Annotated in this window: 25 protein-coding genes; 10 read left to right on the forward strand and 15 right to left on the reverse strand. The window is 62.5% G+C overall.

Translation table 11 applies throughout. The features are described 5' to 3' along the window. Nucleotides 1-39: 39 nt before the first annotated feature. The 6 genes from H8S34_RS03555 to H8S34_RS03580 all read left to right on the forward strand — a co-directional run bounded on the left by H8S34_RS03555 (nucleotide 40) and on the right by H8S34_RS03580 (nucleotide 6,828). The gene (locus tag H8S34_RS03555) at nucleotides 40-636 is read left to right on the forward strand and encodes an RNA polymerase sigma factor (protein WP_101692656.1); all 597 of its coding nucleotides are present in this window, start codon (nucleotides 40-42) and stop codon (nucleotides 634-636) included. Between the two features lie 49 nt (nucleotides 637-685). After that, nucleotides 686-1,795 carry a zf-HC2 domain-containing protein gene (locus H8S34_RS03560; RefSeq protein WP_186963063.1) on the forward strand — a complete coding sequence of 370 codons (1,110 nt, stop codon included), beginning with the start codon at nucleotides 686-688 and terminating at the stop codon, nucleotides 1,793-1,795. Nucleotides 1,796-1,996: 201 nt separating this feature from the next. Further along, entirely contained in the window at nucleotides 1,997-4,075 is a 2,079-nt protein-coding gene (locus tag H8S34_RS03565) for an elongation factor G (protein ID WP_101692259.1), read from the forward strand. Between the two features lie 170 nt (nucleotides 4,076-4,245). Continuing rightward, nucleotides 4,246-5,589: a butyryl-CoA:acetate CoA-transferase gene (locus tag H8S34_RS03570; protein ID WP_101692260.1), complete on the forward strand. Its 1,344-nt coding sequence runs from the start codon at nucleotides 4,246-4,248 to the stop codon at nucleotides 5,587-5,589. 145 nt (nucleotides 5,590-5,734) lie between these two features. Next, nucleotides 5,735-6,160: a MarR family winged helix-turn-helix transcriptional regulator gene (locus H8S34_RS03575; protein WP_243207898.1), complete on the forward strand. Its 426-nt coding sequence runs from the start codon at nucleotides 5,735-5,737 to the stop codon at nucleotides 6,158-6,160. 5 nt (nucleotides 6,161-6,165) lie between these two features. Then, complete coding sequence (locus H8S34_RS03580; RefSeq protein ID WP_101692261.1) at nucleotides 6,166-6,828, forward strand: YczE/YyaS/YitT family protein; 663 nt, start codon at nucleotides 6,166-6,168, stop codon at nucleotides 6,826-6,828. 83 nt (nucleotides 6,829-6,911) lie between these two features. Here H8S34_RS03580 and H8S34_RS03585 read toward each other — a convergent pair whose 3' ends face one another. The 10 genes from H8S34_RS03585 to rimP form a co-directional block, all read right to left on the reverse strand. After that, a complete protein-coding gene (locus H8S34_RS03585) occupies nucleotides 6,912-8,252 on the reverse strand; it encodes a DUF1576 domain-containing protein (protein WP_186963064.1) in 1,341 nt (446 codons plus the stop codon). After that, nucleotides 8,253-9,176 (reverse strand): riboflavin biosynthesis protein RibF, encoded by a 924-nt coding sequence (gene ribF, locus H8S34_RS03590; RefSeq protein ID WP_186963065.1) that lies wholly within the window; start codon nucleotides 9,174-9,176, stop codon nucleotides 8,253-8,255. Between the two features lie 5 nt (nucleotides 9,177-9,181). Beyond that, the gene (gene truB, locus H8S34_RS03595; RefSeq protein ID WP_186963066.1) at nucleotides 9,182-10,057 is read right to left on the reverse strand and encodes a tRNA pseudouridine(55) synthase TruB; all 876 of its coding nucleotides are present in this window, start codon (nucleotides 10,055-10,057) and stop codon (nucleotides 9,182-9,184) included. Next, a complete protein-coding gene (locus tag H8S34_RS03600; protein ID WP_186963067.1) occupies nucleotides 10,050-11,000 on the reverse strand; it encodes a DHH family phosphoesterase in 951 nt (316 codons plus the stop codon). Before H8S34_RS03600 ends, truB begins: the two co-directional genes overlap by 8 nt. Before the next feature lie 5 nt (nucleotides 11,001-11,005). Next, nucleotides 11,006-11,401 carry a 30S ribosome-binding factor RbfA gene (rbfA, locus tag H8S34_RS03605; protein WP_101692266.1) on the reverse strand — a complete coding sequence of 132 codons (396 nt, stop codon included), beginning with the start codon at nucleotides 11,399-11,401 and terminating at the stop codon, nucleotides 11,006-11,008. A 112-nt stretch (nucleotides 11,402-11,513) separates the two neighbouring features. Then, complete coding sequence (infB, locus tag H8S34_RS03610) at nucleotides 11,514-13,898, reverse strand: translation initiation factor IF-2 (RefSeq protein WP_366485674.1); 2,385 nt, start codon at nucleotides 13,896-13,898, stop codon at nucleotides 11,514-11,516. Nucleotides 13,899-14,013: 115 nt separating this feature from the next. After that, nucleotides 14,014-14,535, reverse strand: coding sequence for a L7Ae/L30e/S12e/Gadd45 family ribosomal protein (locus H8S34_RS03615; protein WP_101692268.1), 522 nt, complete (start codon nucleotides 14,533-14,535; stop codon nucleotides 14,014-14,016). Then, on the reverse strand, nucleotides 14,528-14,803 hold the full coding sequence (rnpM, locus tag H8S34_RS03620) for an RNase P modulator RnpM (RefSeq protein ID WP_101692269.1): 276 nt from the start codon (nucleotides 14,801-14,803) through the stop codon (nucleotides 14,528-14,530). Before rnpM ends, H8S34_RS03615 begins: the two co-directional genes overlap by 8 nt. 57 nt (nucleotides 14,804-14,860) lie before the next feature. Next, on the reverse strand, nucleotides 14,861-16,048 hold the full coding sequence (nusA, locus tag H8S34_RS03625; protein WP_186963068.1) for a transcription termination factor NusA: 1,188 nt from the start codon (nucleotides 16,046-16,048) through the stop codon (nucleotides 14,861-14,863). 14 nt (nucleotides 16,049-16,062) lie between these two features. Beyond that, a complete protein-coding gene (rimP, locus tag H8S34_RS03630; RefSeq protein ID WP_186963069.1) occupies nucleotides 16,063-16,518 on the reverse strand; it encodes a ribosome maturation factor RimP in 456 nt (151 codons plus the stop codon). Nucleotides 16,519-16,888: 370 nt separating this feature from the next. On the opposite strand from rimP, the gene H8S34_RS03635 reads away from it, so the two are divergent. From H8S34_RS03635 to H8S34_RS03645, 3 genes are read left to right on the forward strand one after another with little or no spacing between them, the layout of a single operon-like run. Next, nucleotides 16,889-17,821, forward strand: a complete 933-nt coding sequence (locus tag H8S34_RS03635; RefSeq protein ID WP_186963070.1) for an AAA family ATPase — start codon at nucleotides 16,889-16,891, stop codon at nucleotides 17,819-17,821. Nucleotides 17,822-17,831: 10 nt separating this feature from the next. Continuing rightward, complete coding sequence (locus H8S34_RS03640) at nucleotides 17,832-18,839, forward strand: DUF58 domain-containing protein (RefSeq protein ID WP_101692273.1); 1,008 nt, start codon at nucleotides 17,832-17,834, stop codon at nucleotides 18,837-18,839. Further along, complete coding sequence (locus H8S34_RS03645) at nucleotides 18,836-21,130, forward strand: transglutaminase-like domain-containing protein (protein WP_186963071.1); 2,295 nt, start codon at nucleotides 18,836-18,838, stop codon at nucleotides 21,128-21,130. The genes H8S34_RS03640 and H8S34_RS03645 overlap by 4 nt, the downstream gene beginning before the upstream one ends. Before the next feature lie 112 nt (nucleotides 21,131-21,242). On the opposite strand, the gene H8S34_RS03650 is transcribed toward H8S34_RS03645, so the two are convergent. Next, nucleotides 21,243-22,052 carry a sensor histidine kinase gene (locus tag H8S34_RS03650; protein WP_186963072.1) on the reverse strand — a complete coding sequence of 270 codons (810 nt, stop codon included), beginning with the start codon at nucleotides 22,050-22,052 and terminating at the stop codon, nucleotides 21,243-21,245. A gap of 286 nt (nucleotides 22,053-22,338) precedes the next feature. Here H8S34_RS03650 and gap point away from each other — a divergent pair, with 286 nt between their 5' ends. Further along, nucleotides 22,339-23,352 (forward strand): type I glyceraldehyde-3-phosphate dehydrogenase, encoded by a 1,014-nt coding sequence (gene gap / locus H8S34_RS03655; protein WP_101692276.1) that lies wholly within the window; start codon nucleotides 22,339-22,341, stop codon nucleotides 23,350-23,352. 86 nt (nucleotides 23,353-23,438) lie between these two features. On the opposite strand, the gene H8S34_RS03660 is transcribed toward gap, so the two are convergent. The 4 genes from H8S34_RS03660 to H8S34_RS03675 form a co-directional block, all read right to left on the reverse strand. Then, the gene (locus H8S34_RS03660) at nucleotides 23,439-24,215 is read right to left on the reverse strand and encodes a TIGR00282 family metallophosphoesterase (protein ID WP_101692277.1); all 777 of its coding nucleotides are present in this window, start codon (nucleotides 24,213-24,215) and stop codon (nucleotides 23,439-23,441) included. Then, the gene (locus H8S34_RS03665; protein ID WP_243207900.1) at nucleotides 24,212-24,628 is read right to left on the reverse strand and encodes a PPC domain-containing DNA-binding protein; all 417 of its coding nucleotides are present in this window, start codon (nucleotides 24,626-24,628) and stop codon (nucleotides 24,212-24,214) included. Before H8S34_RS03665 ends, H8S34_RS03660 begins: the two co-directional genes overlap by 4 nt. A gap of 107 nt (nucleotides 24,629-24,735) precedes the next feature. After that, nucleotides 24,736-25,680 (reverse strand): 50S ribosomal protein L11 methyltransferase, encoded by a 945-nt coding sequence (gene prmA / locus H8S34_RS03670; protein ID WP_186963073.1) that lies wholly within the window; start codon nucleotides 25,678-25,680, stop codon nucleotides 24,736-24,738. Nucleotide 25,681: 1 nt separating this feature from the next. Further along, entirely contained in the window at nucleotides 25,682-26,554 is an 873-nt protein-coding gene (locus H8S34_RS03675; RefSeq protein ID WP_186963074.1) for a DegV family protein, read from the reverse strand. Between the last annotated feature and the right edge of the window lie 50 nt (nucleotides 26,555-26,604).

Consider the following 26,604-nt stretch of genomic DNA (forward strand, 5'->3'; position numbering starts at 1 on the left):
GTGTTCCTTCCGTCCGGGAAAGGAGGGGAGCGTGTGTCCATGCAATCGGAAGCGGAACTGGTCAGACTGGCCCGGCAGGGCGACGAGTCTGCCTTCGCCCTTCTGGTGGAACAGAATCAGAGCCGCATCTATAACCTGGCCCTGCGCATGACCCGCAACCCGGACGACGCGGCCGAGCTCACCCAGGAGGCCTTCCTCAACGCCTGGCGGGGCCTCAGTAAATTCCAGGGTGAGAGCTCCTTTTCCACCTGGCTCTACCGTCTGACCTCCAATCTGTGCATCGACTTTCTCCGCCGGGAGAAGCGGCGCAGCGGCCTCTCCATGACAGTCTCTCTGGATGACGAAGAGGAGGGCCGCCAGGCCGATGTGCCCGACGAGCGCTTCTCTCCGGAGCAGAGCGCCGAGCGCCGGGAGGTCCAGGAGCTCATCCGCGCGGGGCTGCGTTCCCTCTCCGAGGAGCACCGCCGGGTGTTGGTCCTGCGGGAGCTGGACGGGCTCTCCTATGCTGAGATCGCCCAGCTTCTTGGGTTGGAGGAGGGGACCGTCAAATCCCGCATCGCCCGGGCCCGTCTGGCCCTGCGAAAATATCTCATTGCCACCGGGAACTTTTCCTCCGCTTCTTCGTCTACTCCTTAAGAACACAATCCCCATCACCCTGTACTCTATTCCGAAAGGAGGGACCCCTATGCTCACCTGTGACGAGGCTCTGGAGCTCATCAGCGCCTCTCTGGACGGCCCCCTTGCGCCCGATGAGGCGGTGCGTCTGGAGGAGCACCTGAAGATCTGCGCCCCCTGTCGGGCCCTCCGTGCGGATCTGGAGTCCCTCCACGATCAGCTCCCGCTGCTGAATGCCCCGGTACCCGAGGGACTCTCCCAGCGCATCCTGGATCAAATCCACGCCGAGCCCAAGGTGGTCCCGCTGCCCCGGCGGCACGGTCTGCCCCGGCACTGGCGGCAGTGGGCCGCCTCGGCGGCGGTCTTTGCTCTGGTACTCCTGGGGGCCGGCGGAATTGGCCTGGCCCAGATCACCGCGCTGCCCGGAGAGAGCACCCTCTCCTCCCCTTCGCCCACGCCCCAGACGGAGCGTTCCACAATCGGCACCTCTTTGCCCGATGGGTCCGGCTTCCCCTCTGTTTCTGCCCCTGTTTCCACCCCTCCGGCAACGGAGGATACGTCGGAAGATCTGCCCTCGGTATACGCGGCGATCCCGGACGGAAGCGCTTCTTCCGCTCCCCCTTCGGCAGAGCCCTCCCCCACATCCGTTCCCGCCTCTACTCCTGCCCCCGCGCCTGCCCTTTACGGGAGCGAAGAACTTGATTCTTTGCCGGCTGCTCCCAAGTCACAGCCTCAGGCAGATGGGCCGGTCCAGGACGCTCCCGCCCCCTATGGAGCCCAGACCAACTCGGGTACCTCGGACGGGCTGCAGGAGACCATTCAGGAGGCCCTTGTGCTCCTCTATGAAGAGGAATTGGGGGGGCAGGCCGCCTTTACCCGAAGTGTCCTGCCTGAGGCGGAAACAACCGCCCTTCTGCTCCAGCCCATTCCTGTGACCGAGGAACCCGCTCCGCGGTGCGCCGTACTGATCTACGTAGGTATGACCGCAGAGAAGGAGCTGAAATTTCATCTCCACAGCTATGAGAGCGCAGAACCCCTTCTCTCCGCCCGGGATACTTCCTATCTGTGCTACTATGTCCTCCCGGCAACCGAGACCGTGCGCGTTGAGACGATATCGGAGGCCCAGGCCCAGCAGGAAGATTCTGCGGTCCACACCCTCTGTGACAAAATCGACAATTGAATTTCTCTCAAAAGCAGGTCTGTGCACGTATCGCACAGACCTGCTTTTGCTTGTCTCCCATGGCTTTGCGGCGTTTTGCATTATTTTGATAAAATTCCAGTTGCCAGTATGCTGTTTTTGAGTTATAATGACTAATGTCAGTTGTGACGCTCCATCGGACGCACGGCTGCTCCGATTTTGAACGCAAGGAGAGGAAACCATATGAGCTATTCCGCGCAAAACATCCGCAACATCTGCCTGCTGGGCCATGGCGCCAGCGGCAAGACCACCCTCGCCGAGAACATGCTGTTTTTGACCGGTGGCACCATCCGGATGGGCTCCCCCGCCGATGGCAACACCGTTTGTGATTTTGATCCCGAAGAGATCCGCCGTCAGGTTTCCATCTCCACGGCGGTGGCCCCCGTCGACTATAAGGGCTGTAAGATCAACGTACTGGACACCCCCGGTTATTTTGATTTCTCCGGCGAGGTCATGGAGGCCCTGAGCGTCTCCGGCGCCGCCGTGATCGTCACTCCCTCCAAGGCCGGCCCCCTGAGCGTGGGTACTGAGAAGGCCTGGAACTACTGCGAGGAGCGCCATATGCCCCGCATCCTCTACATCTCCAAGACCGACGAGGAAAACGCGGACTACAACGCCGCCTTCGCTACCCTGCGGGAGCGGTTCGGCAAGAACGTGGCCCCCGTCGTCGCCCCCATCTGGGACGAGAACAAGAAGGTCATCGGCATCATCGACGTCCTCCACAAGCGCGCCTATGAGATGCAGGGCGACAAGCGCGTGGAGATCGAGGTCCCCGAGGATAAGCTCCCCGTGCTGGATGAGCTCTATGACGCTCTGAAGGAGTCGGTGGCTGAGACCAGCGAGGAGTTCATGGACAAGTATTTCTCCGGCGAGGACTTCACCTATGCCGAGATGCTCCAGGGCCTGCGCCAGGGCGTGCGGGACCTGTCCCTCTTCCCGGTGGTCTGCGGCTCTGCCGTGCAGGGCCTGGGCACGCTGATGCTGCTGGATACCGTGGTGGATCTGATCCCCAATCCCCTGGAGGGCTCCGCTGAGCTGGTGGAGAACGCCGACGGCGAGCTGGAGGAGTATGTCCTCTCCGACCGCGCTTATCCCTGCGCCTTTGTCTTCAAGACCACCTCTGACCAGTACGGCAAGTACTCCTATGTCAAGGTGATGTCCGGCAACCTGACCCCCGATATGACTCTGGTGAACGCCCGTACCGGCGAAAACGTCAAGCTGGGCCGCCTGTATATCATGAAGGGCAAGAAGGCCGAAGAGGTCAAGGAGCTGGTCTGCGGCGACATCGGCGCCATCTCCAAGATGGAGGCACTCAAGACCGGCGATACCATCTGTGATGCCCGCAAGGTGGTCAAATTCCCCGCCCTGCCCTTCCCCGAGCCCTGCTACTCGGTGGCCATCGCCCCCAAGACCCGCGGCCAGGAGGACAAGATCGCCGCCGGCCTCACCCGTCTGAACGATGAGGACCTGACCTTCAACTGGTCCAACAACGCCGAGACCCGCCAGATGGTGGTCTCCGGCACCGGCGATATGCAGATGGACGTACTCCTCTCCAAGCTGAAGAACCGCTTCAGCGTCGAGGCTGAGCTCTCCATTCCCCGTGTGGCCTACCGGGAGAAGATCCGCAAGAAGGTGGAGGTCCAGGGCCGCCACAAGAAGCAGTCCGGCGGTCACGGCCAGTTCGGCGACGTCAAGATCCGCTTCGAGCCCGGCGAGCAGGAAGAGCTGGAGTTCTGCGAGGAGGTCTTCGGCGGCGCGGTGCCCAAGAACTACTTCCCCGCCGTGGAGAAGGGCCTGCGCGAGGCCGTCCAGCACGGTGTTCTGGCTGGCTATCCCGTAGTCAACCTGAAGGCCACCCTGTACGATGGATCCTACCACCCGGTGGACTCCTCCGAAATGGCCTTTAAGACGGCGGCCCAGCTGGCCTACAAGGCCGGTCTCCCCGATGCCAATCCCACCATTCTGGAGCCCATCGGCGAGCTGAAGGTTACCATTCCCGACAGCTACATGGGCGACATCATTGGCGACCTGAACAAGCGCCGCGGACGTGTTATGGGCATGAATCCCGACGGCAAGGGCAATCAGGTGGTGGAGGCCGAGGTCCCCATGGCCGAGATGATGACTTATGCCATCGATCTGCGCTCTCTCACCCAGAGCCGCGGCTCCTTCACCTTCCACTTTGTCCGCTACGAGGAGGCGCCCCCTGTGGCCCAGCAGAAGGCCATTGAGGCGGCTAAGGCTATCCAGGAGCTGGACAGCTGATCCATAAAAGCACTGACCCCCCGGCGAAAGCCGGGGGGTCTTTCTTTGGATAAAACTTCTGACTTTCTCCCCTTCTTCTACTTGTATCTTTGTCGGAAAGGTGCTATAATAGTACCACTAGATTGTTAAAATTCTAACAATATAAATTTTACAATACGAGGTGTCAGACGATGAATTATCGGGAGCAGTATCAGAGCAAGCTGACCACGCCGGAAGAGGCGGTCAAGGTCGTGCAGTCGGGCGACTGGATCGATTACGGCTGGTGTGCCATTACCCCCGAGGCTCTGGATCAGGCGCTGGCAGCCCGCTATCAGGAGCTCTATGATGTCAAGGTGCGCGGCGGCGTCCTGTTCCACAAGCCCGCTATCATGTCGGTTCCCGACGTGGCGGAGCATTTTACCTGGAATTCCTGGCATATGTCCGGTGTGGAACGCAAGATGATCGCCGAGGGCGCCACCTTCTATGCTCCCATGCGCTATTCCGAGCTGCCCCGCTTCTACCGGGAAAATGTGGCTCCCATCCATGTGGCCATGTTCCAGGTCTCTCCCATGGACAGCCAGGGCTACTTTACCTTCGGCCCCAGCACCTCCCATCTCCAGGCCGTCTGTGAGCGCTCGGAGATCATCATTGTGGAGGTCAACCCCAACATCCCCCGCTGCCTGGGCGGTATGGAGAACAGCATCCACGTAGACCAGGTCTCCATGATCGTGGAGCATGAATCCCCCATTGGCCAGCTGCCCGCCGGCGGCCCGGCCACCCCGGTGGATGAGGCGGTCGCCCGTCTCATCGTGGAGGAGATCCCCAATGGCGCCTGCCTCCAGCTGGGCATCGGCGGCATGCCCAATGCGGTGGGCTCCCTCATCGCTCAGTCCGATCTGAAGGATCTGGGCGTCCACACTGAGATGTACGTGGACGGCTTTGTAGACATGGCCATGGCCGGCAAGCTGACCGGTGCCAAAAAGCCCATTGACCGCTTCCGTCAGGCCTATGCCTTTGCCGCCGGCAGCCAGAAGCTGTATGACTACCTCAACGACAACCCCGTCTGCATGGCCGCTCCGGTCAGCTACACCAACGACGTGCGGGTGGTAGCCCAGCTGGACAACTTCATGTCCATCAACAACGCGGTGGATGTGGACCTCTTCGGCCAGGTCAATGCCGAGAGCGCCGGGACCAAGCACATCAGCGGCGCCGGCGGTCAGCTGGACTTTGTGATGGGCGCCTACCTCTCCAAGGGCGGTAAGAGCTTCATCTGCTGCTCCTCCACTTTCATGAACAAAAAGACCGGTCAGCTGGAGAGCCGCATCAAGCCCACGCTGGATAACGGCTCCATCGTCACCGATACCCGTGCCAACACCCACTTCCTGGTCACCGAGTACGGCAAGGTGAATCTGAAGGGCACCTCCACCTGGGAGCGCGCCGAGAAGATCATCTCCATCGCTCACCCGGATTTCCGGGATCAGCTCATCTCCGATGCCGCCAAGATGGGCATTTGGAGACGCTCCAACAAGCGCTGATTCAACCCTTGGAACAGACGCCGCAGCCAGCAGGCTGCGGCGTCTGTTTTTACGTTCCCCTTGACAAACGGCATATCTGCATCCTATACTTTAATATTAGAATTCTAACTATTATAATTCTAATATTAGAGGAGGAGATTTTTCCTTGCAGCCTTCCTTTCACTATCTTCTCATGGCCAACCAGGCTATCTTTCACAAAAAACTGCTGGCAGGCCTGCGGGACACCGGGCTCACCCTGGGTCAGCCCAAGGTGTTGGACTACCTGGGGGACCATGACGGTGCCAGTCAAAAAGAGATCGCCACTGCCTGCCACATTGAACCCGCCTCTCTGACCTCGATTCTGAATCGCATGGAAGAGCGTGGAATGGTGGAACGGAGAATGCTCCACGGAAACCGGAGGAGCTTCTATATTTTTCTCACCGAACGGGGGCGCGCGCTCCAGGGCAGTGTACAGGAGATGTTTGACTCCCTGGAAGAGGACACCTTTCACGGCATTTCGCCGGAGGACCGCAGTGCGTTTCTCCGCGTTTTTTACGCCATTTATCAAAATCTGAGCGAAGAGAAGGAATGACTCACATGGAAAAACTAAAGCGCTATCTGATTTTTCTTCTGGGGCTGTTTCTCAGCTCCCTGGGCGTGAGCCTGATTACCAGAGCTGATCTGGGTACCTCTCCTATCTCCTCCATTCCCTATGTCCTCAGCCTGTCTCTCCCCTGGACACTGGGCACCTTTACGGTGGTATTCAGCCTCCTGCTTATTCTGCTCCAGCTGCTCATCCTGCGCCGGAACTTCCAGCTGGAACACCTGCTCCAAATCCCCATTTCCATGGCATTCGGCGCCTTTATTGACCTGACCATGGCCCTGCTGGACCTCTCCCTTCCGGCCTGGTATCCCATTCACGCGGCTCTTCTCCTGGTCGGGTGCGTGGTGCTCGGCTTCGGCGTCTATCTGGAGGTCCTGGCCAACGTGGCCATGTTGCCCGGTGAGTCCTTTGTCCGGGCGGTGAGCACCACCTGGAACACCAATTTTGGCAATACAAAGGTAGCCTTTGATGTCTCTATGACTGTTATTGCGGCGCTTCTCTCCCTGCTACTCAGCCGTCGGCTGGACGGCGTGCGGGAGGGCACCATTCTGGCCGCTCTTCTGGTCGGCCTGATCGCCCGCTTCTTTGGACGCCTTCTCTCCTTTTTGCCCGAACGGCTCTTCCCCTGCACCGCTCCGGAGCAGGCTTCCGTCTGAGTCCCGGAAATAAAAAATGACCGGCCGGCCCTGAAATAGGGCCGGCCGGTCTCTGTCTCTACGTCTATGTGAGGTGAACTGGGTCAGGAGCCCTCCCGCTCCTCGCTCAGCTCCCCGTGCTTGGGCGCAGGCAGCTGCGGTTCATCGTGCTCAAAGGTATCGAAGTAGTCCTCCTCCTGAATGACCGCCTTGCGGTGGCGGGCAATGGCAATGATGGTGGGGTAGAGGACAATGGCAATCAGCCCGGCGGAGAACCCATTGTTATAGAGGTTCATACCAGCCACCGGACTGCCCGTGCTCAGTACCACCACCGAGTGGAGGAATCCGGCCAGGACGCCGTACTGCCAGCCGAAATACCCGGCAATGGGGGCCATAGCCGTGCAGAAGAGCACCGCCAGTTGGAGAGACCCGCTCTCCATCCCGCCCTGGAAGAAAAATCCCCCGGCCGTCACACCGGCCATAACCGGAATAATATTGCCCGCATGCTTACCAAAGGCAGAGAAGCCCATGATGGTAAAGAGGCCGCCCAGCGTGGGCCCATTGAGATCGCCGCCCAGCAGGAGCAGAAAGGCCAGTCCAATAAGTCCATTGATGCCCATGTTGATGAGGACAGGGCCCATGCCGAACATGCGCAGGTAGTCACTGGGCGCTCGCCCGCTGGTCTTGAGCAGCCGGCGGTATCCGGCCCAGGCCGCCCAGAGGGGACGGTGGCACAGGAAGAGTCCGGCCAGAACAAAGCCCACACATGCCGCTCCCAGCAGGCCGCCGAAGAGAACATTATATCCCTCGGCCCAGTGGTAGTTCAGGGTGGGATCGGCGCCCAGCGCCGTCATCACCGGCACAAAGAGCATGGCCAGCAGGCCACAGGCGAACCCCACGTTGTAGAGGTTCATCCCGTTCTGGATCCGGAAAGTATAGGCGCACAGGGGCGGCATAATGAACCCGATCACGATTCCCACCACGATCCCGCTGAAGAGATTGCCAAAACCGTTATCCAGTGCAATATAGCTGACCATGGGGGCCAGAGCGGTGGCCAGCAGTGAGACCGAGATATATTTCGCAAAGGGCTCCTTCCGGCTCCTGGCATAGAGCCAGGTCCCCAGAAGGATGGGCCAGATGTTCAGAAAGTTCTTTCCAAAGAGGGAAAAGCCCGCCATCAGGCCCAGTCCCACCAGGGAAGAGCCATTGAGGGGGTCCCCCGACAGCCGGTAGAGCGCCGCGGTGATGAGTATCACAATCGCTGCGTTGGCAAAGGCCGCACCCGGTCCGGCCAGCTGGATATAGTCTGTGATGAGGGCGTTTTCCGTCGTCACGATCTTTCCAAGTCCGGTCCAGATGGCCAGCGGACCGTCCATGACCAGGCCGATCAGCAGCAGTACCGCCGCCAGGCCCAGCGCTCCGTAGTAGATCTTTCCATAGCGCATTTACGATCCCCCGCTCCCGCGTTCCAGACTTGCAAAATAGGCACGGGTCTCCTCCGCGTTGCGCATGACTTCCTCCCGCAGCGCCTCCAGAGAGGGGAATTTCCGCTCCCCCCGCAGGCGCTTATAAAACTCCATGCGAATGGTCTTTCCGTACAGGTCTCCGCTGAAATCCAGCAGGAATCCCTCCACGTTGACCCGGTCCCCGTCATCTACCGTTGGCCGGGTCCCCACATTGGTCACCGCCAGACGGCTGCTCCCGTCGGAAAAGCAGGCCCGGCAGGCATATACCCCGTGGGCGGGAATCAGCACCCCTTTGGGTATGGACAGGTTCACGGTGGGAAAGCCCAGCGTGCTTCCCAGCCGCTTTCCGTGGGCTACCGTATTGCTCAGGGTGTGGGGATGGCCCAAAAATTCATTGGCCCGTTCCATCTCGCCCTGGGCCACCAGGGTACGGATGTAGGTGGAGGAGATCGTAATGCCGTCCTGCTCCACTTTGGGGATAATGTCGCAGCCGATCCCCAACTCCTCACAGGTCTCCCGCAGGCGCTGAGGATTTCCCTCCCCTTTATAACCGAAGTGGAAGTCATGGCCCGCCACCAGATGGACGGCTCCGTGCTCCTTTACCAGGTAGTCGGTAATGAATTCCCGCCAGGGCATATGCATCATCCGCTCATCAAAGCGGGCAATGATAACGTCCCGTATTCCATAGTACCGCTGCATCAGGTCGGCCCGGTCATGGGGGGAGCTGAGCAGGGGCAGGGGACTGCGGAGGATCAGGTTCTCCGGATGGGTGTCAAAGGTGACAGCCGCCGGCACTGCGTCCAGCTCAGCCGCCTTCTCCCCTACCCGGCGCAGCAGTGCGCCATGCCCACGGTGGACCCCGTCAAAAAAGCCCAGTGCGATCACACGTCTTGTCTCTTCCATTCCTCTCACACCTCAAAAAAGCTCTTGATCGTGGTCATACAGCCATCCTGCAGCCGGCCCAGCAGCAGAAAGTCTCCCTCCGGCCCATAGACCCGGTAGGTTCCGTCCGCTCCCTGCTGCGGAAAGGCCGCGCCGTTCCGGGCGGCCTTTTCCCGCCGCGCATCCACCGTGAGGGCCGGATAGGTGGAAAAGTAGGAGTCCACCGGGCGCAGAAGGGACTCGGCCTCTCCCCGCTCGGCAGCCTGGGCCAGCTCCTCCAGCGAGACCGCACTCTCCAGGCCAAACCCGGCAGCCCAGGTGCGGCGCAGGGAGCACATGGCCCCGCCGCAGCCCAGCTTCTGTCCCAGGTCATGGCAGAGGGTGCGGACATAGGTGCCCTTGGAGCAGGCTACCCGCAGAAGATAGGTGTCCGCTCCGGTCTGCTCCAGCACCTCCAGGGCATGGATGGTGACCGGACGGGGCTTGCGCTCCACCTCCACTCCCTTCCGGGCCAGCTCATAGAGCTTCTGCCCCTTCACTTTCAGGGCGGAGTACATGGGAGGGATCTGGAGGATCTCGCCCCGGAACGCCTCCAGGGCCTCCTCCAGCTGCTCCCGGCCAGTCTGGACGGGCCGCTGCTCCAGCACAGTCCCGGTGGTATCCTGGGCATCGGTGATAATACCCAGTTTTAATCCGGCGATATATTCCTTTCCGGATTCAGAGGCAAACTCCACCGCCCGGGTGGCACGCCCCACAAAGACAGGGAGCACGCCGGTGGCCATGGGGTCCAGAGTGCCCGCGTGGCCCACCCGCCGCTCGTGGAAGAGGCGGCGGCACCGCCCCACCACATCGTGGCTGGTCCAGTCCTGGGGCTTATCGATGACAATGATCCCGTTAGCCATGGCTTGCCACCTGCCCGATGGCATCCAGGATGGCCTTCTCTGCTTCCTCCAGCGTACCGGAGACGGTGCAGCCCGCGGCGGCGGCGTGTCCGCCGCCCCCCAGGAGCGCGCACACCTTGGTGGCGTTCAGCCCGCCGCTGGTGCGCACGGAGAGCTTGCAGGTACCGCCCTCCTGCTCCCGGATGGTGACTGAGGTCTCCACACCCTCGATCTGGCCCAGGAAGGCGGCGATGTCTTCCAGGTCCTCCTCGGTGGCCCCCGCCTCGTCCAGCAGGGAGCGGGAGATGAGCGCCACGGCGATGCGCCCCTCCTTGTACCGGTGCATCCGCTCCACGATGAGCCGCTCCACCTGGAGCCGAGCCCAGCTCTTGGTGCGGAAATGGCGCTTGTTGAGGGCAAAGACGTCAATCCCAGTCTCCATCAGGGCGGCCGCCACCCGGTGGGTGTCAGCGGTGGTGTTGCCGTACTGGAAGCAGCCGGTGTCGGTGGAAACCGCCACATAGAGGGGGACCGCCATCTCCGGCGTGATCTCGCCCAGTTCCCGCAGGATGTCGTAGATGAGCTCGCCGCAGGCGGCCCGCCCGGCGTCCAGGCAGGTCTCCCGGGCGAAGTACTCCTGGGAGGGGTGGTGGTCGATGGCCAGGTCGATCCCCCGCTCCAGCCACCGCTCCCCTTCCCTGGTGAAGAGGCTGCGGGCGGCAATGTCGGTGGAGACCACGGTCTCCGGCTCATAGCCCTCCGGGGCCAGGTATCCCTCCAGATAGGGGGTGAAGAGGTGCGTCTCCCCGGTACCGGGGCAGATGTGTGCGGTCTTTCCCAGACGGCGCAGCCCCGCGCACAGGGCGGCGGCACAGCCGATGGTATCCCCGTCCGGCCGCTTGTGGGTGAGGATGAGATAGCGGTCATGCTGCCGCAGCCAGGCAGCCGCTTCCTGATAGGTCATGGCGCTCACTCCTCATCCTCGGCATCCAGGTCAATGTGGGCATTGGCCGGATTGGCCGGCTTGACCACCTCCGGATTGCGCAGCATGCTCAGGATATGGGCGCCCTGGCCGATGGAGTCGTCCTCCACGAACTGGAGCTCCGGGGTATAGCGCAGCTTGAGGGCGGAGCCCAGCTCCCGCCGCAGGTACCCGGCCGCCGACTTGAGGCCCTTGACGACCTCCTTCACGTCGCTCTTGTCCAGCACGCTCACGTAGATCTTGGAAAAGCGCAGGTCGGGGGTGGTCTCCACCGCAGTGATGGACACCAGCCCGTGGACCCGGGGGTCCTTGACCGTGCGGATGAGGGTCGCCAGCTCCCGCTGGATCTCCTCGTTGATGCGTCCGATGCGATTACTTGCCATATGATTCTCCTATCACGTAATACAGACCCGCCCCTCCTCAAATGACTTGGGGATGGAACGGGTCTGTTTGATTTGGTTCCGAATGGGACAGCGCCTTAGCTCTATCTGGATCTTATACCTCGATCTGCTCCATCAGGAAGCACTCGATGATGTCGCCCTGCTTGATGTCCTGGTACTTCTCGATGGTAATACCACACTCGTAGCCCTGGGCCACTTCCTTGGCGTCGTCCTTGAAGCGCTTGAGGGAGGCAATGGCGCCCTCGTGGACCACGATGCCGTCGCGGACCAGACGGATCTGGGCCTTGCGCTCCACCTTGCCCTCGGTGACATAGCAGCCGGCCACGATGCCCGCGCCGGTGATCTTGTAGACCTCGCGGACCTCGGCCTGGCCCAGCGCCACTTCCTTGAACTTGGGCGCCAGCATGCCCTTCATGGCGGCCTCGATCTCGTCGATGGCGTCGTAGATCACGCGGTACATCCGCATATCCACGCCGTTGCGGCCGGCGGTATCCTTGGCGTTGGCATCGGGGCGGACGTTGAAGCCCACGATGATGGCCCCGGAAGTGGTGGCCAGCATGACGTCGCTCTCGTTGATGGCGCCCACCGCGCAGTGGATGACCCGGACGCGGACCTCGTCGTTGGAGATCTTCTCCAGGCTGGCCTTGACGGCCTCGGCAGAGCCCTGCACGTCGGCCTTGACGATGATGGGCAGCTCCTTCATCTCGCCCTGCTTGATCTGGCTGAACAGATCCTCCAGGGAGACCTTGTGGCCCACCGGGCCAGAGGCGGCCATCTTCTGCTCATGCTTGCGCTGCTCCACCAGCTCGCGGGCCATGCGCTCGTCGGCCACGGCGTGGAAGTCGTCGCCGGCGCCGGGCACTTCGCCCATACCGATGATCTCCACAGGCACGGAGGGGCCGGCCTCGGTCAGCTTCTGGCCGCGGGCGTTGGTCATGGCGCGGACACGGCCCACCGCGGTGCCGGCGATGATGACGTCACCCTGCTTCAGGGTACCGTTCTGGACCAGCAGCGTGGCCACAGGGCCGCGGCCCTTGTCCAGACGGGCCTCGATGACGGCGCCGTGGGCGGAACGGTTGGGGTTGGCCTTGAGCTCCTGCATCTCGGCGGTCAGGTTGACCATCTCCAGCAGGTTGTCGATGCCCTCGCCGGTCTTGGCGGAGATGGGGCAGATGATGGTGTCGCCGCCCCACTCCTCGGGCACCAGCTCATACTCGGTGAGCTGCTGCTTGATGCGGTCGGGGTTGGCCTCGGGCTTATCCATCTTGTTGATGGCCACGATGATGGGAATCTTGGCGGCCTTGGCGTGGTTGATGGACTCCACGGTCTGAGGCATGATACCGTCGTCGGCGGCCACCACCAGGATGGCGATGTCCGTGACCATGGCGCCGCGGGCACGCATGGCGGTAAAGGCCTCGTGGCCAGGGGTATCCAGGAAGGTGATGGTCTGGCCGTTCACCTGGACCTGGTAAGCGCCGATGTGCTGGGTGATGCCGCCGGCCTCGCCGGAGGCCACATTGGCGTTGCGGATATAGTCCAGCAGGGAGGTCTTGCCGTGGTCGACGTGACCCATGACCACCACCACGGGAGCGCGGGGGAGCAGATCCTCTTCCTTGTCCTCAGCGGTGTCGATGAGGCGCTCCTCGATGGTGACGATGACCTCCTTCTCCACCTTGCAGCCCATCTCCTCGGCGATGATGGCGGCGGTATCGAAGTCGATGACGTCGCTCAGGGAGGCCATGACGCCGTTCTTCATCAGGGTCTTGACCACCTCGGCGCCGGTCTTCTTCATGCGGGAAGCCAACTCGCCCACGCCGATCTCATCGGGGATTTTGACGGTGAGGGGGGTCTTCTTGGCGATCTCCAGCTGGAGCCGGCGCATCTTCTCCTGCTCCTCCTGGCGGCGCTTGTTGCCGCCCTGGAAGCCGCCCTTGCGCTGGTTGCGGCCCTGGAACTTCTGCTTGCCGGCCTGCATCTGCTTGGTCTTACCGGCGGCCAGGTCCTCCAGACGCTCGTCGTACTTATCCAGGTTCACATCGCCGCCCTTGCGGGTGTCCACTATCTTCTTCTCGGGGACGCGGCTGGCGGGACGGGCGGCGGGCTGCTGGGTCTGGCCGCTCTTCTGGGCAGGCTGCTGCTGGGCAGGACGGGCCTGCTGCTGGCTGCCGGCATTCTGGGGCTTCTGGTTGTTCTGGGGCCGGGGAGCGCTCTGCGCGCTCTTCTGACCACCCTGGGGAGCCGCCTGGGCCGGCTTGGCGGCCGCCTTGGGCTCATGGTAGACGTCGGCGTAGATGGACTCCACGCTCTCCACCTGGTTGTGCTGGGTCAGATAGTCGAAAATAACGGACAGCTCACCGTCCTCCAGAACCTGCATATGGTTCTTGGGGGCGGTGGCGTAATCGGTGAGGATATCAGCGATCTCTTTGGAATTCTTGCCAAAATCCTTGGCCACCTCATGGACACGATACTTGTTGTTCAGCAAATAAAGCCACCTCCACTGTGGGACTTGTACCAACGAGAAAACACAGCGCACACCGCTATGCTTTCTGATTGGAACAAGTCCGGTTGTTGTTTGATACGTTCTCATGCCGCGCTTATGTCTCATGGCGGCGCGGGGCCCCCTTGGGGCCGGATCTCTTGCGGGACTTCTTCCCGGCGGCCGATCCTTCTTTCTTTCTGGGCGGCGCGGCCCAGGGCTTGCTGCGGGCCGCCTGGCGTTCCTTTTCCCGGGTACGCCGCTCCTTCTGCCGCTCCAGCGCCCGGCGGGCCCGGGTACGCAGCAGCTCGGCCGCGGCGCCATATTGCTCCGGGTCCTCTGCGGCCAGTTTCTCCGCCGCGGCACAGGCCAGCCCCACATCCGTGAAGGCCAGCAGCGCGCAGCTGGAGCGCCCCACGGTATGCCCCAGCTCCGCCTTGGTGAAGGGGACGGTGAGGCAGGGCGCGGTGCCGCTCTCGGCCATGTGTCCGGCCCGGCGTATGGTATTCTCCGCCGCGTCGCAGGCCACCAGCAGGAGCTTGCCCTCCCGGCTCTTGACCGCCTCGCCCACCGGGTCCTCCCCCACGGCCAGGCGGCCCGCCTTCCGGGCCAGTCCGATCAGGTGCAGTACGCTATTCATCCTTTGCCCCTTCCTGCATCTGCTCCTCCAGGCCGGCATAGACCTCATCCGGGATCTGGGTGGAAAAGGCCCGCTCCAGCGCCCTGGACTTGCGGGCCCGGGCCAGACAGGCGCTGTCCGGACAGAGATAGGCCCCCCGTCCGGGTTTCTTCCCCTTAAAATCCAGGGAGATCTCATTCTCCGGGGATTTGACCACCCGGATCAGCTCCCGCTTGGGTTTCATCTCCCGGCAGCCCAGACACTGGCGCATGGGGATCTTCTTCGGCATAGGGATTGCCCCCTTTCTCTGGGCGTGGGCGGGGAGAGCTCTCCCCGCCCGCCGCGCTTATTCCTCGCTGTCGCTCTCGGCGCTCTCGTTCTCCAGCACTTCCTCGTCGGCCAGGAAGTCCTCCTCATCCTGAGGCAGTTCCTCCTCCACGGGGGCGCTCTGGGGCTTGATGTCGATCTTATAGCCGGTCAGCTTGGCAGCCAGACGGGCGTTCTGACCCTCCTTGCCGATGGCCAGGGAGAGCTGATCGTCAGGCACAACCACCCGGCAGCTCTTCCCCTCCTCCAGCGTGGTGACGCTGATGACGTCGGCGGGGGAGAGGGCCGCGGCGATGTACTCGGCGGGATCCTCGCTGTACTTGATGATGTCCACCTTTTCGCCGCCCAGCTCTTCCACGATGTTGTTTACGCGCTGACCGCGGGGACCCACGCAGGCGCCGATGGCGTCCACGTTGGGGTCGGCGGACCAGACCGCCAGCTTCGTGCGGGAGCCAGCCTCACGGGCGATGGACTTGACCTCCACCGTGCCGTCATAGATCTCGGGCACTTCCATCTCAAAGAGGCGCTTGACCAGACCGGGATGGGTGCGGGAGAGGAGGACCTGGGGTCCCTTGGTGGAGCGGCGCACTTCCACCACATAGACGCGCAGGCGCATGCCCTCGGTGAGGGGCTCGCCCTTGACCTGCTCACTGACCGCCAGATAGGCCTCGGTGCTCTCGTTGCCGGAGCCGATGCGCAGGCTGGCCGCGCCGGAGCGGGGATCGATGCGGGTGACGAGACCGGTGAGGATCTCATGCTCCTTGGAGTTGAACTCGTCATAGATCATGCCGCGCTCGGCCTCACGCATGCCCTGGATGATGACCTGACGGGCGGTCTGGGCGGCGATCCGGCCAAAGTTGCGGGGCTTGATCTCAATGCGCAGCACGTCGCCCAGCTGCGCCCGGGGCAGCGCGGCCCGGGCCTCCTCCAGGCTCATCTCGGTGCAGGGGTTATCCACCTCTTCCACCACGTCCTTCTTGACGAACATGCGCACGGTGCCCAGCTCTTCGTTGGCGTCCACGGTCACATTATCGCCCACGCCCTCGTGGTCCCGCTTATAGGCCGAGACCAGAGCCTGGGTGATCTTCTCGATCATATAGGCCTTGGGGATGCCCTTCTCCTCTTCGATCATACGGATCGCGGCGAAAAATTCCGTCGCGTCCAGCTCGTTGCTCTTCTGTGCTTTTGCGTTCTTTCTCGTCGCCATTGTTCTTTACTCCTTTAAAAACGCACATACAGGCGGACCTGTGCGATGTCTTTCTTTTCAAATGTGACGGTGCCGTCGCCCTCCTCCAGGGTGACATTGCCGTCGGCATACCCCCGGAGCAGGCCCACATATTCCTTTTTCCCCTCCCAGGCCCGGTAGAGCTTGACCTCTACCTCGCTGCCCAGATAGGCCGCAAAGTGCTCGCTCTTGCGCAGCACCCGGTCGATGCCGGCCGAGCCCACCTCCAGGGTATAGCTCCCCTCGATGGGGTCGGCCTCGTCCAGCGCGTCGGAGAGGGGCCGGGACACGGCCTCACAGTCGTCAATGGAGACGCCGCCTTCCTTATCAATATACACCCGGAGGTACCAGGAACCGGCCTCCTTCACATATTCCACATCCCACAGGGTACACCCCTGCGCCCGGGCGATGGGGGCGGCCAGTTCGGCCACCAGATCCGTTACCTTTGCCATGCGCGCACCTCCAGTTCAATGCCCTCAACAGTAGGTTCCAGAATTTTACATGCCGAATTTTTCTCAAAAAGAAGAGCGGGGCGGACCCCACTCTAACCATAACCTACTCTTACTATCATAGCGATTATACCACAGCGGGGGCGGCGGTGCAAGTGCTTTGCCTCATCTTTTGCCGCTTCTTTTGGCGCAGAACCGCCGTTTTTAGGCTCTGGCGGGGTGGAAAACAAACTTTTTTCGCCTTCGGACATCCTCTTGCCTCTTTGTAACCTTTTTTTGTTGACATAATGAGGATGTTTGATAGAATGGGGTAGAATGGGAAGTTTATCCCCTTGGGATTTGATCTGAATTTTTGATTGGAGGAGGCGCACCTATGACCGAACGCAAGCTGGCCGCGGACGTGATCCTGGAGGTCCGCAAGGCCGTGGTTGGAAAGGACGCGGTGCTTTCCAAAGCCCTGCTGGCCATCCTGGCCCGGGGCCATATTCTGCTGGAGGACATCCCCGGTGTGGGCAAGACCACCATGGCCCTGGCGTTTTCCCGGGCTCTTTCCCTCCGGTATCACCGGGTCCAGTTTACCCCGGACGTCATGCCCTCGGACCTGACGGGCTTTACCATGTTCAACAAGGCCACCGGGCAGATGGAGTACCAGCCGGGGGCGGTGCTGTGCAATCTCTTTCTGGCCGACGAGCTCAACCGGGCCACCAGCCGCACCCAGTCGGCCCTGCTGGAGGCCATGGAGGAGGGGCAGGTCACCGTGGATGGCGTGACCCATCCGGTCCCCCAGCCCTTTCTGGTCATCGCCACCCAGAACCCGGCGGGGGCCTCCGGGACCCAGCTGCTCCCCGACTCCCAGCTGGACCGCTTCATGGTCAAGCTCTCCCTGGGTTATCCCTCTGCGGCCGATGAGACCGAGCTCCTGCGGCGCAAGCAGAACGGAAATCCCCTCTCCCAAGTGGGGCGGGTGGCCACTCTGGAAGAGCTGGAGGCCATGCGCGCCGCTGTAGACCGGGTCTATCTGAGCGACGCGGTGTGCGAGTACATCGTCCGTCTCATCGGCGCGACCCGGGAGCACCCGCTCATCGTTCAGGGGGCCAGCCCCCGGGCCACTCTGGCGGTGGCCGCCATGAGCCGGGCCGCCGCCTTCGTCCGGGGCCGGGACTATGTGACGCCCGACGACGTGCGCCTGGTCTTTGCCGACACCATTTCTCACCGGCTTCTCCTCTCCCCCCGGGGCGAGTCCGGCGAGGTCGGCAGCCCCGTGGAGGCCATCCTCAAAGGGGTCCAGCCCCCTGCCATCCAGTGAGGCCGCCCCCATGCTGCACCGACGAATCGCCTATGGGGCCGCCCTGCTTCTGGCACTGCTGTTCCTGCTGTGCTCCACCGGGTATGCCGCTCTCTTCTTCCTGCTGTTTCTCCTCATCCTCCCGCTCCTCTCCCTGGCGCTGAGTCTGCCCGCCGCTCTGGGCGGTACCCTGGTTCTGACCTGCGCGTCCCCTTCGCTCACCCGCGGCGAGTCGGCCGGATGGATCCTCTCCTGTTCCAGCCACTCCCCCTTCCCGCTCACCCGCTTTCGGGCCCGGGTGGTGCTGGAGGACCCCTTTTCCGCCCAGCGCCTCATCCGGCAGGTGGACATCCGGGAGGGCGCCGGAACCTGGGAACAGGATATCCCCGCCGAACACTGCGGTGCCTGGACCTGCACGGTGTACCGGCCCCGCCTGTGTGACTTTTTGGGGCTCTTCTCCCTGCCCCTCTCCGTGCCCAAGCCGGATACCCGGTATGTGCTCCCCGCACCCATGGAGGCAGGCCCTGTCCCCCAGCTCATCGGGGAGGGCGGACACTCCGTCCAATGGAAGGTCCGCCCCGGTGGCGGGAATACCGAGGACTATGATCTGCGGGAGTACCGCCCCGGGGACCCCATGCGCCTGGTCCACTGGAAGCTCTCCTCCAAGCGGGAGGAGTTGGTGGTCAAGGAGATGCTGGAGCCCTGCCGCCCCACGCTGCTGCTCACCTTTGACCACTTCGGCACACCAGAGGATCTGGACGCCGTTCTGGATCGCCTGCTGGCCATCTCCCGCCTGCTGCTGGAGCAAAATACCCCGCACGTCATCCAGTGGGCCCATCCGGTGAGCGGCGCGGTGGAGAGCTGCCCGGTCACCGATGCCGCCGCCCTCATGGACGCCGTCCAGCGCATCCTGATTCAGCCCGCCCCCCTCCAGGGGCACTCCATTCTGGACGCGGCGGCCCCGCCGCCCGCCGGAGATGGGCCGCCCCGCCGGCTCCATGTGACCCCGACGCTCTGGCAGGAAGGGGGATGGCTGTGAATCGTTCTTCTGCCCCTCGCCCCTCTGCTCTGCGCCTGCTGGCCGATGGGCTGCTGCTGGGTCTGCTTTTGTGGGCGCCGGTGGGCTGGTTCTGCACCGCCTTTTCCTTGCCGGTGGACCCGCTCCTCCTGTACGGGGGCCTGACCCTGCTGACCTTACTCTCTCTCACTATATTCTCCCTCCCCCTGCGCTTTGGGATGCCCCTTTTGTTTCTCTCCTCCCTGCTCTGGGGACAGCTGGTCTGGCGGATCTGGGAGGACCTCTTCGCCGGACAGGCGGCCATCCAGTGCGCCGTGGTCAATACCTATTCCGAGCACTTCCCCGGTCTCTCCCGCCTGGTCCCGGTGATGGAGCGCACCCCCGAGCAGTGGAGCTGGGCGGTGACCCTCACCGTACTCGCCGCTGCCGCGGTCTATGCCGTCTTGCTGGGCCTTCTGGTGGTGCGTCTGCGCTCCTGTTGGGTCAGCGGACTGGCGGTTCTGGTCCCGGTGATCCCCGCCCTTCCGCTGGGCACCCCGCCCATCTTGTGGCTGGTGCTCCTGCTGACCGGCTGGGGCGGACTGCTCCTCAGCGCACGCAGCGCCCGGGAGGACCCCCGAAGGGCGGCGCGCCTCACACTGGCCGCGCTGCCTCTGGTGGGTATCACCCTGAGTCTTCTGACCCTGCTTGTTCCTGCGGCGGACTATCAGCCCCCGGCCTGGGTGGAGGACGGTCGGGACACTCTTTTTCAGACCGTGGGGGACCTGAGCCTCTCCCTCAACTGGACCGGCCCCTTTGGCCGCTCTCTGTTCTCTTCCGCCGGTTCCACCGCCACGGTGGACCTCTCCGCCGCCGGAACCCAGAGCTACGACGGCCATACTGTCCTGCGCATCCGCACCGACTATACCGGAAAGCTCTACCTGCGGGGATACAGTGCGGCCCTCTATCAGGACAACCGCTGGACCCCCCTGGAGGAGGATGCCTATGCCTCCCTCCTCTCGGATGGGGCTGTGGTGGACTCCACCGGGACCTCCTCTGGACTCAATCCTCTCAATTTCCCCGCCCGGGCGGAGGCCGATCTTCCCTATTATGCCTTTGAAGTGGAGCAGGTATCCGCCCCCGGCGGCTGTGTCTACTTCCCCTATCAGATCCTCTCCCGGCCGGAGGAACTGCGGGGGGCCTCCTTTCAGGATGATTCCGGCATAATACGAAGCCCTCTGGTGGGGAAGCACACGGTCTATTTCCGGCCCGGCGCGCTGGAACCGGACGCCGCACCCCCGCTGGAGTGGCAGGATGCCCTGGCCGAACAGGAATACCAGGCATTTGTGCAGCAGCACTACCTCCAGGTCCCCGACGACCTCTTCTATGCCCTCTCCCCCCACGTCTATGCGCTCTCGGACCGGCTCTTCCAGGCTCAGATGTCCTCCTCCCGCTACGCCTTTTACTCTGCTTATGACCCGACCCGCGCCCCTCAGCTGGCGGCTGAACTGGTGGCGGAATACCTGGCTGAACTGGCCGAATACGACCTGGAGACCCCGCCCGTCCCGGACGGCGAGGATTTTACCCTCTATTTTCTCAACGAGAGCCATCGGGGATATTGTATGCACTTCGCCTCTGCCGGCACCCTTCTGCTGCGCTCCCTGGGAATCCCGGCCCGGTATGTAAGCGGCTATGTGACCAACGTCAAAACCCCCGGCTCCCACTCCGTACCCGACCGCGCCGCCCACGCCTGGGTGGAGATCTATCTCTCCGGCTACGGCTGGTATCCGGTGGAGATGACCCCCGGCTATCAGGGCGACGCCCTCCCCTGGAGTCAGGGCGAGAGCGAGGAGCCGGTCTCTACCCCCAGCGCCACGCCCAAGCCCACACCCACACCCAAGCCAAGCGCCGCGCCGGTGCAGACTCCCCGGCCCACCGCTTCCACCCCGCCCGCACAGACACAGGACGACGGTGGGACAGGATCTCTTCCCGGCTGGCTGCTCCCGGTTGGAATCCTTCTGGCGGTGTGTTTCCTCCCCATCCTGATCCGCTATATTACAGGGACCCTCCGGCGGCGCAGACTCCGGCAGGAGGACCCCCACCGGGCCATGGTATCCATTTACCGCTATGCCCGCAGACTCTCCCGCCACGGCGGAACGCTGCCTCCTCTGGTGGAGGAACTGGCCCAAAAGGCGGCCTTCAGCCGGGACGGGGTGACGTTGGAGGAGTGCCGCCTGGCCCGGAAGGCGGCAAGCGCCGAAGCGGAGCGGCTCTACCGCTCCCGCCCCTGGTGGAAACGGCTTCTGCTGCGCTGGTTCTGGTTCCTCTGCTGACGGGATCTTTTCCACCCTTTCACCCCTTTGTGTGCAAAATCGCCGGGCGATCCCAATGGATCGCCCGGCGGCTCCGTTTTCCGCTGCTTCCGTACAGCAGATATTTCTTCTTTTATTCCACATCCTCCGGCAGATAGGCCTCACAGGGCAGGACATCGGACAGCTCCACCAGCACCTGGGAAAAGCCGCCGGTAGGATCGTAGCCCATTCGGGGCGTGTGCAGCCCCGTGGCCTCTGTGTCGTTGGCCACCGGCAGAGAGATGACTGCCCGCAGTCCACGGCGCTCCCCCTGCTCAAAGACCAGAGTCCCTTGATGGCACTCCACCACTTCCCGGGCCAGCTCCACCCCCATCCGGGTCTGGACACCGGAATCTTTCTTCCAGCTGCTCTCCGACTCTATAGATTCGGATCCGGGCAGCGGAGTTTCTCCCCCGCTGTTCCACACGGTCAGACGCACGCTTCGCCCCTCGGTACAAAGCCGCAGCCCGGCCTGGCCGCCGCTGCTGGCGGCATGCAGGGCGTTAGCAATCAGATTCAGAAGCATCCGGCGCAGCAGCAGCGGATCCCCCAGTACGGCGGCCTCCCGGCCGTCCCACTCCCATTGAAAGTCCACGCGGAGCGGGGCAGCAGCCCCCGTTACCTTCTGGCACAGCTCTCGGCAGAGGGGCTCCAGCTCCAGCAGGACCGGATGAAACTCCAGCTTGTCGCCCCGCCGCTCCCGCTGGGCCAGGTCTACATGCTCGGCCAGGCGCAGCAGTCGATAAAGGCTCTGATTCAAAATGGCCATATATTGGTCATAGTGCCGATTTTCCTGCTCCCGGATCACCGGGGCCAGGAGTTGGGAGGCTGCCATCAGGTTCCCCACCTGTTCCCGGAGCTGTTCTGCCAGGAAGCGCTCCAGCTCATCCGCATCCTTACTCAATTTAAAACCTCCCTCGGCCAACGCCTGAAAGTGCTTTCGAACACGCTACTAGGATTACAGGGCAGCATAAGCCTCATACACACGGCCAGTATAGCAAATACTGGCTTCTACAACAAGCTTAAAAGTCGACTTGTGTCGAATTTCGCCCACTTTTGGTCAAACCGCCACGGCTTTTTATGGACAATGACCAGTTTTTTACGTTTGGCCCTTTTCATTTCCCCCCGTGTGGGATATAATAAGGATGCGCGAAGGTACAACAACTACACTTTGTGAAGGAGAGATTCCCATGAGCATCAAAGTTGGCATTAATGGTTTCGGCCGCATCGGCCGTCTCGTGTTCCGCGCCGGCCTCGAGCGTTCTGACATCGAATTCGTTGGCATCAACGATCCTTTTATGAGCCCTGACTACATGGCTTATATGCTGCGTTACGACACCATGCACGGCAAGTTTGAGGGCACCATCGAGTATGATGAGACCTCCATCACCGTCAACGGCAAGAAGGTCAACTTCTACGCCTGCATGGATCCCAAGGACATTCCCTGGGGTGAGATCGGCGCGGAGTACGTGGTGGAGTCCACCGGCCTGTTCCTGACCAAGGAGAAGGCCCAGGCTCACATCGACGCCGGCGCCAAGCACGTCGTTATGTCCGCCCCCTCCAAGGACGACACCCCCATGTTCGTCATGGGCGTCAACCAGGACAAGTACGACTCCAGCATGACCTTTGTCTCCAATGCCTCCTGCACCACCAACTGCCTGGCTCCCATCGCCAAGGTGCTGCATGACAACTGGGGCATCACCGATGGCCTGATGACCACCGTTCACTCCGTGACCGCCACTCAGAAGACCGTGGACGGCCCCTCCAAGAAGGATTGGCGCGGCGGCCGTGCTGCTTCCGGCAACATCATCCCCTCCTCCACCGGCGCTGCCAAGGCCGTGGGCAAGGTTATCCCCGAGCTCAACGGCAAGCTGACCGGTATGTCCATGCGTGTTCCCACTCTGGACGTGTCCGTGGTCGACCTGACCGTCAACCTGGCTAAGCCCGCCAAGTACGAGGAGATCTGCGCCGCCATGAAGAAGGCTTCCGAGGGCGAGCTGAAGGGTGTTCTGGGTTACACCGAGGACGCCGTCGTTTCCTCCGACTTCCTGGGCGACACCCACACCTCCATCTTCGACGCCACCGCCGGCATCGCCCTGACCGATACCTTCGTGAAGGTCGTGTCCTGGTACGACAACGAGATCGGCTACTCCAACAAGGTTCTGGATCTGATCGCTCATATGTACAGCGTGGACCACAAGTAAGCAATTCCTTACGTGTCCTGAAGTCATATGTAAAAATGCCTCCGCTCAGTATGAGCGGAGGCATTTTTTTGCCCTCTTGCGTAAACTCAGCGGACATCCACCCGGTCTACCGCCGTGCAGCGCCCGGTGGCGGTGTCCACGGAAAAGCGGACCGCGTCAATCTTACAGGGCCCTTCCGCCGACTCAAACCGCTGGGGCAGCCCGCCCAAAAAGCGGTTGATGGCCTGATTGGGCCGGATCCCCAGCACGCTGTGGATGGGCCCCGCCATACCCAGGTCGGTGACAAAGCCCGTTCCCTTGGGCAGGATCTGTGTGTCGGCGGTGGGTACGTGGGTGTGAGTCCCCCAGACTGCCTGGACCTGTCCGTCCAGATACCATGCCATGGCCCCCTTCTCACTGGTGGCCTCCGCATGGAAGTCCACCAGAATGATGTCGGCCTCGCCCCGCTTCACCCACCGTTCCGCCACGGTAAAGGGATTGTCAAAGTTGCAGTCCATCTCACACCGCCCGATGAGGTTGAGCACCCCGATCCGCAGGCCTCTGGGGCCCTCATACACGCCCCACCCCCGGCCGGGCACCCGGTTGGTGTAGTTGGCCGGGCGGAGGATGTAGGGATTCTCCTCCAGATAGTCGGCGATCTGGAGCCGGTTCCAGGTGTGGTTGCCCAGGGTGATCACATCGGCTCCCGCGTCAAAGATAGCCTGGGCCTGCCGGGGCAGGATCCCCACGCCCGAGGCATTTTCTCCGTTGACCACCGTGAAGTGGATCTCATGGTCTTTTTTCATGCCGCGCAGACGGCGGGACAGGTATTCCACCCCCGCTTCCCCCACCACGTCGCCAACAGCCAAGATATTCAGGATCATTTCGGTTCCTCCCCATGTGAGATGACCAGCTCGTCATAACCGGTCTCGGGGTCATAGTCCGCCCCAAAGGCCACGCCGGACAGTTCCAGCAGCACCACCTCTGCGGTGGTATTGACGATGCACCCGTCCTTCAGGTGCCCGCCCACGGTGGAGAGGTCCTCCCGGGACAGGGCAATATGCAGATGGGTCCGCTCCTCCGAGAGGGTCCCCATCAGGGAGACGATCTCCAGATGCTCCTCCAGGGTGTGCACGGTTACGCCGGAGGCATCCCGGATCACCGCCCGGCTCACACATCCCACGGCGGAGAGCACCACCGCCGCCCGGATATGCTGTTCTCTGACATAGCGCTCCAACGACTGCCGCAGGTCATCCCCCCGGCGCATCCGAAAGCAGTGGGTTCGCATATGACTCATCCCTTTCCCCCGTTATTTTCCCCATTATACGGGATTTTTGCCCAAGATGCAAAGGCTTTTCCCGGACGCAAAGAGGCGGACGCAGCTGCGTCCGCCTCGGTCTTTTGTTACTGGAACCGGGCCGCCAGGGCAACCCAGCCCTTTTTCTCCCACCGGTCCACGATGGTCAGGCCATTGCGCTCCAGCGCCTCCACTACCTCGTGGGCACGGACGTCGATGATGCCGGAGCACAGGAAGGTCCCGCCCTCCGCCAGAAAACGGTCCACCTTGGCAGAGAGGGGAATGATGACGTCGGCCACGATGTTGGCCAGCACCACCTGATACTTCTTCTCCGCCAGCTCGTTCACCAGTCCCTCGTCGGTGAGCACATCTCCCGCCAGCACATGGTAGCGGTCCTTTCCAATGTCGTTCATGGCCGCATTCTCATAGGCCACGTCCACCGCCTTGGGGTCGATGTCCACCGCCACCGCGTGCTCCGCACCCAGGCGAAGGGCCGCGATGGACAGGATGCCGCTTCCGCAGCCCAGGTCCAGCACCTTGCACCCATCGGTCACATACCGCTCCACGCCCCCCAGGCAGAGCTGGGTGGAGGCGTGAGAGCCGGTGCCGAAGGTGAGGCCGGGGTTCAGATAGAGGGCGGTCTTCCCCGCCGGGACGGGCTCCTCCCGCTCCCACTCGGGGACGATGTAGAGCCGCTCCCCCACCTCCATGGGCTTATAGTACTTCTGCCAGCTGTGGGCCCAGTCATTCTCTCCCAGCGCCGCGGTGGTATAGGGCTTATCGATGCCCTCCATCCACTTCTGGAGCTGCTTGCGCCCATCGGCATCATCCGAGACATAGAACTTGATGCGGCACACGCCCCGCATCTTCTCCTGGAGCTCCTCGTCCACATAGTCCCAGTACTGGCGATTATTCTCCAAAAACTGCTGGAAATCGGCCTCGTCCTCGATGACCAGCCCGGTCACGCCGTTCATGGTCAGCCGGGCGGAGAGATCCTCCAGCTCCTGTGTGGTTGTGTCAATGGCCACTTCCAGCCACTTGATGTCTTCCATATTACCGCTCCGTTCCCATAAAGAAGAGTGCCACCGTACCCGGTCCGGTGTGGGCGCCGATGACGGGGCCGATGTGATTGTAGACCACGTCCTTCACGCCAAAGCGGCGCTTGGCCTCCTCGCCCACCACTTTGGCGTCCTCCAGACAGTCGCTGTGGCTGATAAAGATGACCTGCTCCTGGGGATCGGTGATCCGCTTTCCCATCTCATCCACCAGGTACTTGAGAGAAGCGCTGCGGCCGCGTACCTTCCCCACGTTGATGAGGTGGCCCTCGTTGTCCACATGGATGATGGGCTTGATGTTCAGCATTCCGCCCACAAAGGCTGTGGTGGCGGAAATCCGGCCACCCCGCTTCAGGTGGGCCAGATCGTCCACCGCCACCCAGTGGCAGAGCTTGAGCTTGTTGGCCTCGGCCCAGTCCCGGACCTCCTCCAGGCTCTTGCCCGCCTTCTGAAGGGCAACGGCCTGCCACACCAGAAGTCCCTGTCCCAGGGAGGCACACAGGGTGTCCACGGTGAAGATCTTCCGCTCGGGGTACTTCTCCCGCAGCTCGGCCACCGCAATGGCGGAGGAGTTATAGGTGGTGGAAAGCCCCGAGGAGAAGGCCAGCACCAGCACATCCTCCCCAGCCTGCAGCATGGGTTCCAGCACATCGATGTACTGGGCGACGTTCACGGCAGAGGTGGTGGCCATCTTTCCCTCCCGCAGGCGGCGGTAGAACTCCTCAATGGGCATGGCCCGGCGGTCCGGATGATCCTCATAGGTTTTTTCTTCCATGGTAAAACACAGGGGCAGAACGGTAACACCCAGTTCCTCCACCATGGCCGCGCTCATATCGGCGGCAGAGTCGGTGACAATGCGATAGTTGCTCATGGGAAAACCCTCCTTATCATGGGCCATATATGGCCCTCTTCGCCGGGCAG

Origin of the sequence: Pseudoflavonifractor hominis (genome assembly GCF_014288125.1) — a bacterium.
Classification (GTDB): domain Bacteria; phylum Bacillota; class Clostridia; order Oscillospirales; family Oscillospiraceae; genus Pseudoflavonifractor_A; species Pseudoflavonifractor_A gallinarum.

Excerpts from the sequence above, each read along its gene's own strand:
- H8S34_RS03555 (WP_101692656.1), top strand. The coding sequence starts at position 40 with ATGCAATCGGAAGCGGAACTGGTCAGACTGGCCCGGCAGGGCGACGAG.
- H8S34_RS03560 (WP_186963063.1), top strand. The coding sequence starts at position 686 with ATGCTCACCTGTGACGAGGCTCTGGAGCTCATCAGCGCCTCTCTGGAC.
- H8S34_RS03565 (WP_101692259.1), top strand. The coding sequence starts at position 1,997 with ATGAGCTATTCCGCGCAAAACATCCGCAACATCTGCCTGCTGGGCCAT.
- H8S34_RS03570 (WP_101692260.1), top strand. The coding sequence starts at position 4,246 with ATGAATTATCGGGAGCAGTATCAGAGCAAGCTGACCACGCCGGAAGAG.
- H8S34_RS03580 (WP_101692261.1), top strand. The coding sequence starts at position 6,166 with ATGGAAAAACTAAAGCGCTATCTGATTTTTCTTCTGGGGCTGTTTCTC.
- H8S34_RS03585 (WP_186963064.1), bottom strand. The coding sequence starts at position 8,252 with ATGCGCTATGGAAAGATCTACTACGGAGCGCTGGGCCTGGCGGCGGTA.
- ribF (WP_186963065.1), bottom strand. The coding sequence starts at position 9,176 with ATGGAAGAGACAAGACGTGTGATCGCACTGGGCTTTTTTGACGGGGTC.
- truB (WP_186963066.1), bottom strand. The coding sequence starts at position 10,057 with ATGGCTAACGGGATCATTGTCATCGATAAGCCCCAGGACTGGACCAGC.
- H8S34_RS03600 (WP_186963067.1), bottom strand. The coding sequence starts at position 11,000 with ATGACCTATCAGGAAGCGGCTGCCTGGCTGCGGCAGCATGACCGCTAT.
- rbfA (WP_101692266.1), bottom strand. The coding sequence starts at position 11,401 with ATGGCAAGTAATCGCATCGGACGCATCAACGAGGAGATCCAGCGGGAG.
- H8S34_RS03615 (WP_101692268.1), bottom strand. The coding sequence starts at position 14,535 with ATGAATAGCGTACTGCACCTGATCGGACTGGCCCGGAAGGCGGGCCGC.
- rnpM (WP_101692269.1), bottom strand. The coding sequence starts at position 14,803 with ATGCCGAAGAAGATCCCCATGCGCCAGTGTCTGGGCTGCCGGGAGATG.
- nusA (WP_186963068.1), bottom strand. The coding sequence starts at position 16,048 with ATGGCGACGAGAAAGAACGCAAAAGCACAGAAGAGCAACGAGCTGGAC.
- rimP (WP_186963069.1), bottom strand. The coding sequence starts at position 16,518 with ATGGCAAAGGTAACGGATCTGGTGGCCGAACTGGCCGCCCCCATCGCC.
- H8S34_RS03635 (WP_186963070.1), top strand. The coding sequence starts at position 16,889 with ATGACCGAACGCAAGCTGGCCGCGGACGTGATCCTGGAGGTCCGCAAG.
- H8S34_RS03640 (WP_101692273.1), top strand. The coding sequence starts at position 17,832 with ATGCTGCACCGACGAATCGCCTATGGGGCCGCCCTGCTTCTGGCACTG.
- gap (WP_101692276.1), top strand. The coding sequence starts at position 22,339 with ATGAGCATCAAAGTTGGCATTAATGGTTTCGGCCGCATCGGCCGTCTC.
- H8S34_RS03660 (WP_101692277.1), bottom strand. The coding sequence starts at position 24,215 with ATGATCCTGAATATCTTGGCTGTTGGCGACGTGGTGGGGGAAGCGGGG.
- H8S34_RS03665 (WP_243207900.1), bottom strand. The coding sequence starts at position 24,628 with ATGAGTCATATGCGAACCCACTGCTTTCGGATGCGCCGGGGGGATGAC.
- prmA (WP_186963073.1), bottom strand. The coding sequence starts at position 25,680 with ATGGAAGACATCAAGTGGCTGGAAGTGGCCATTGACACAACCACACAG.
- H8S34_RS03675 (WP_186963074.1), bottom strand. The coding sequence starts at position 26,554 with ATGAGCAACTATCGCATTGTCACCGACTCTGCCGCCGATATGAGCGCG.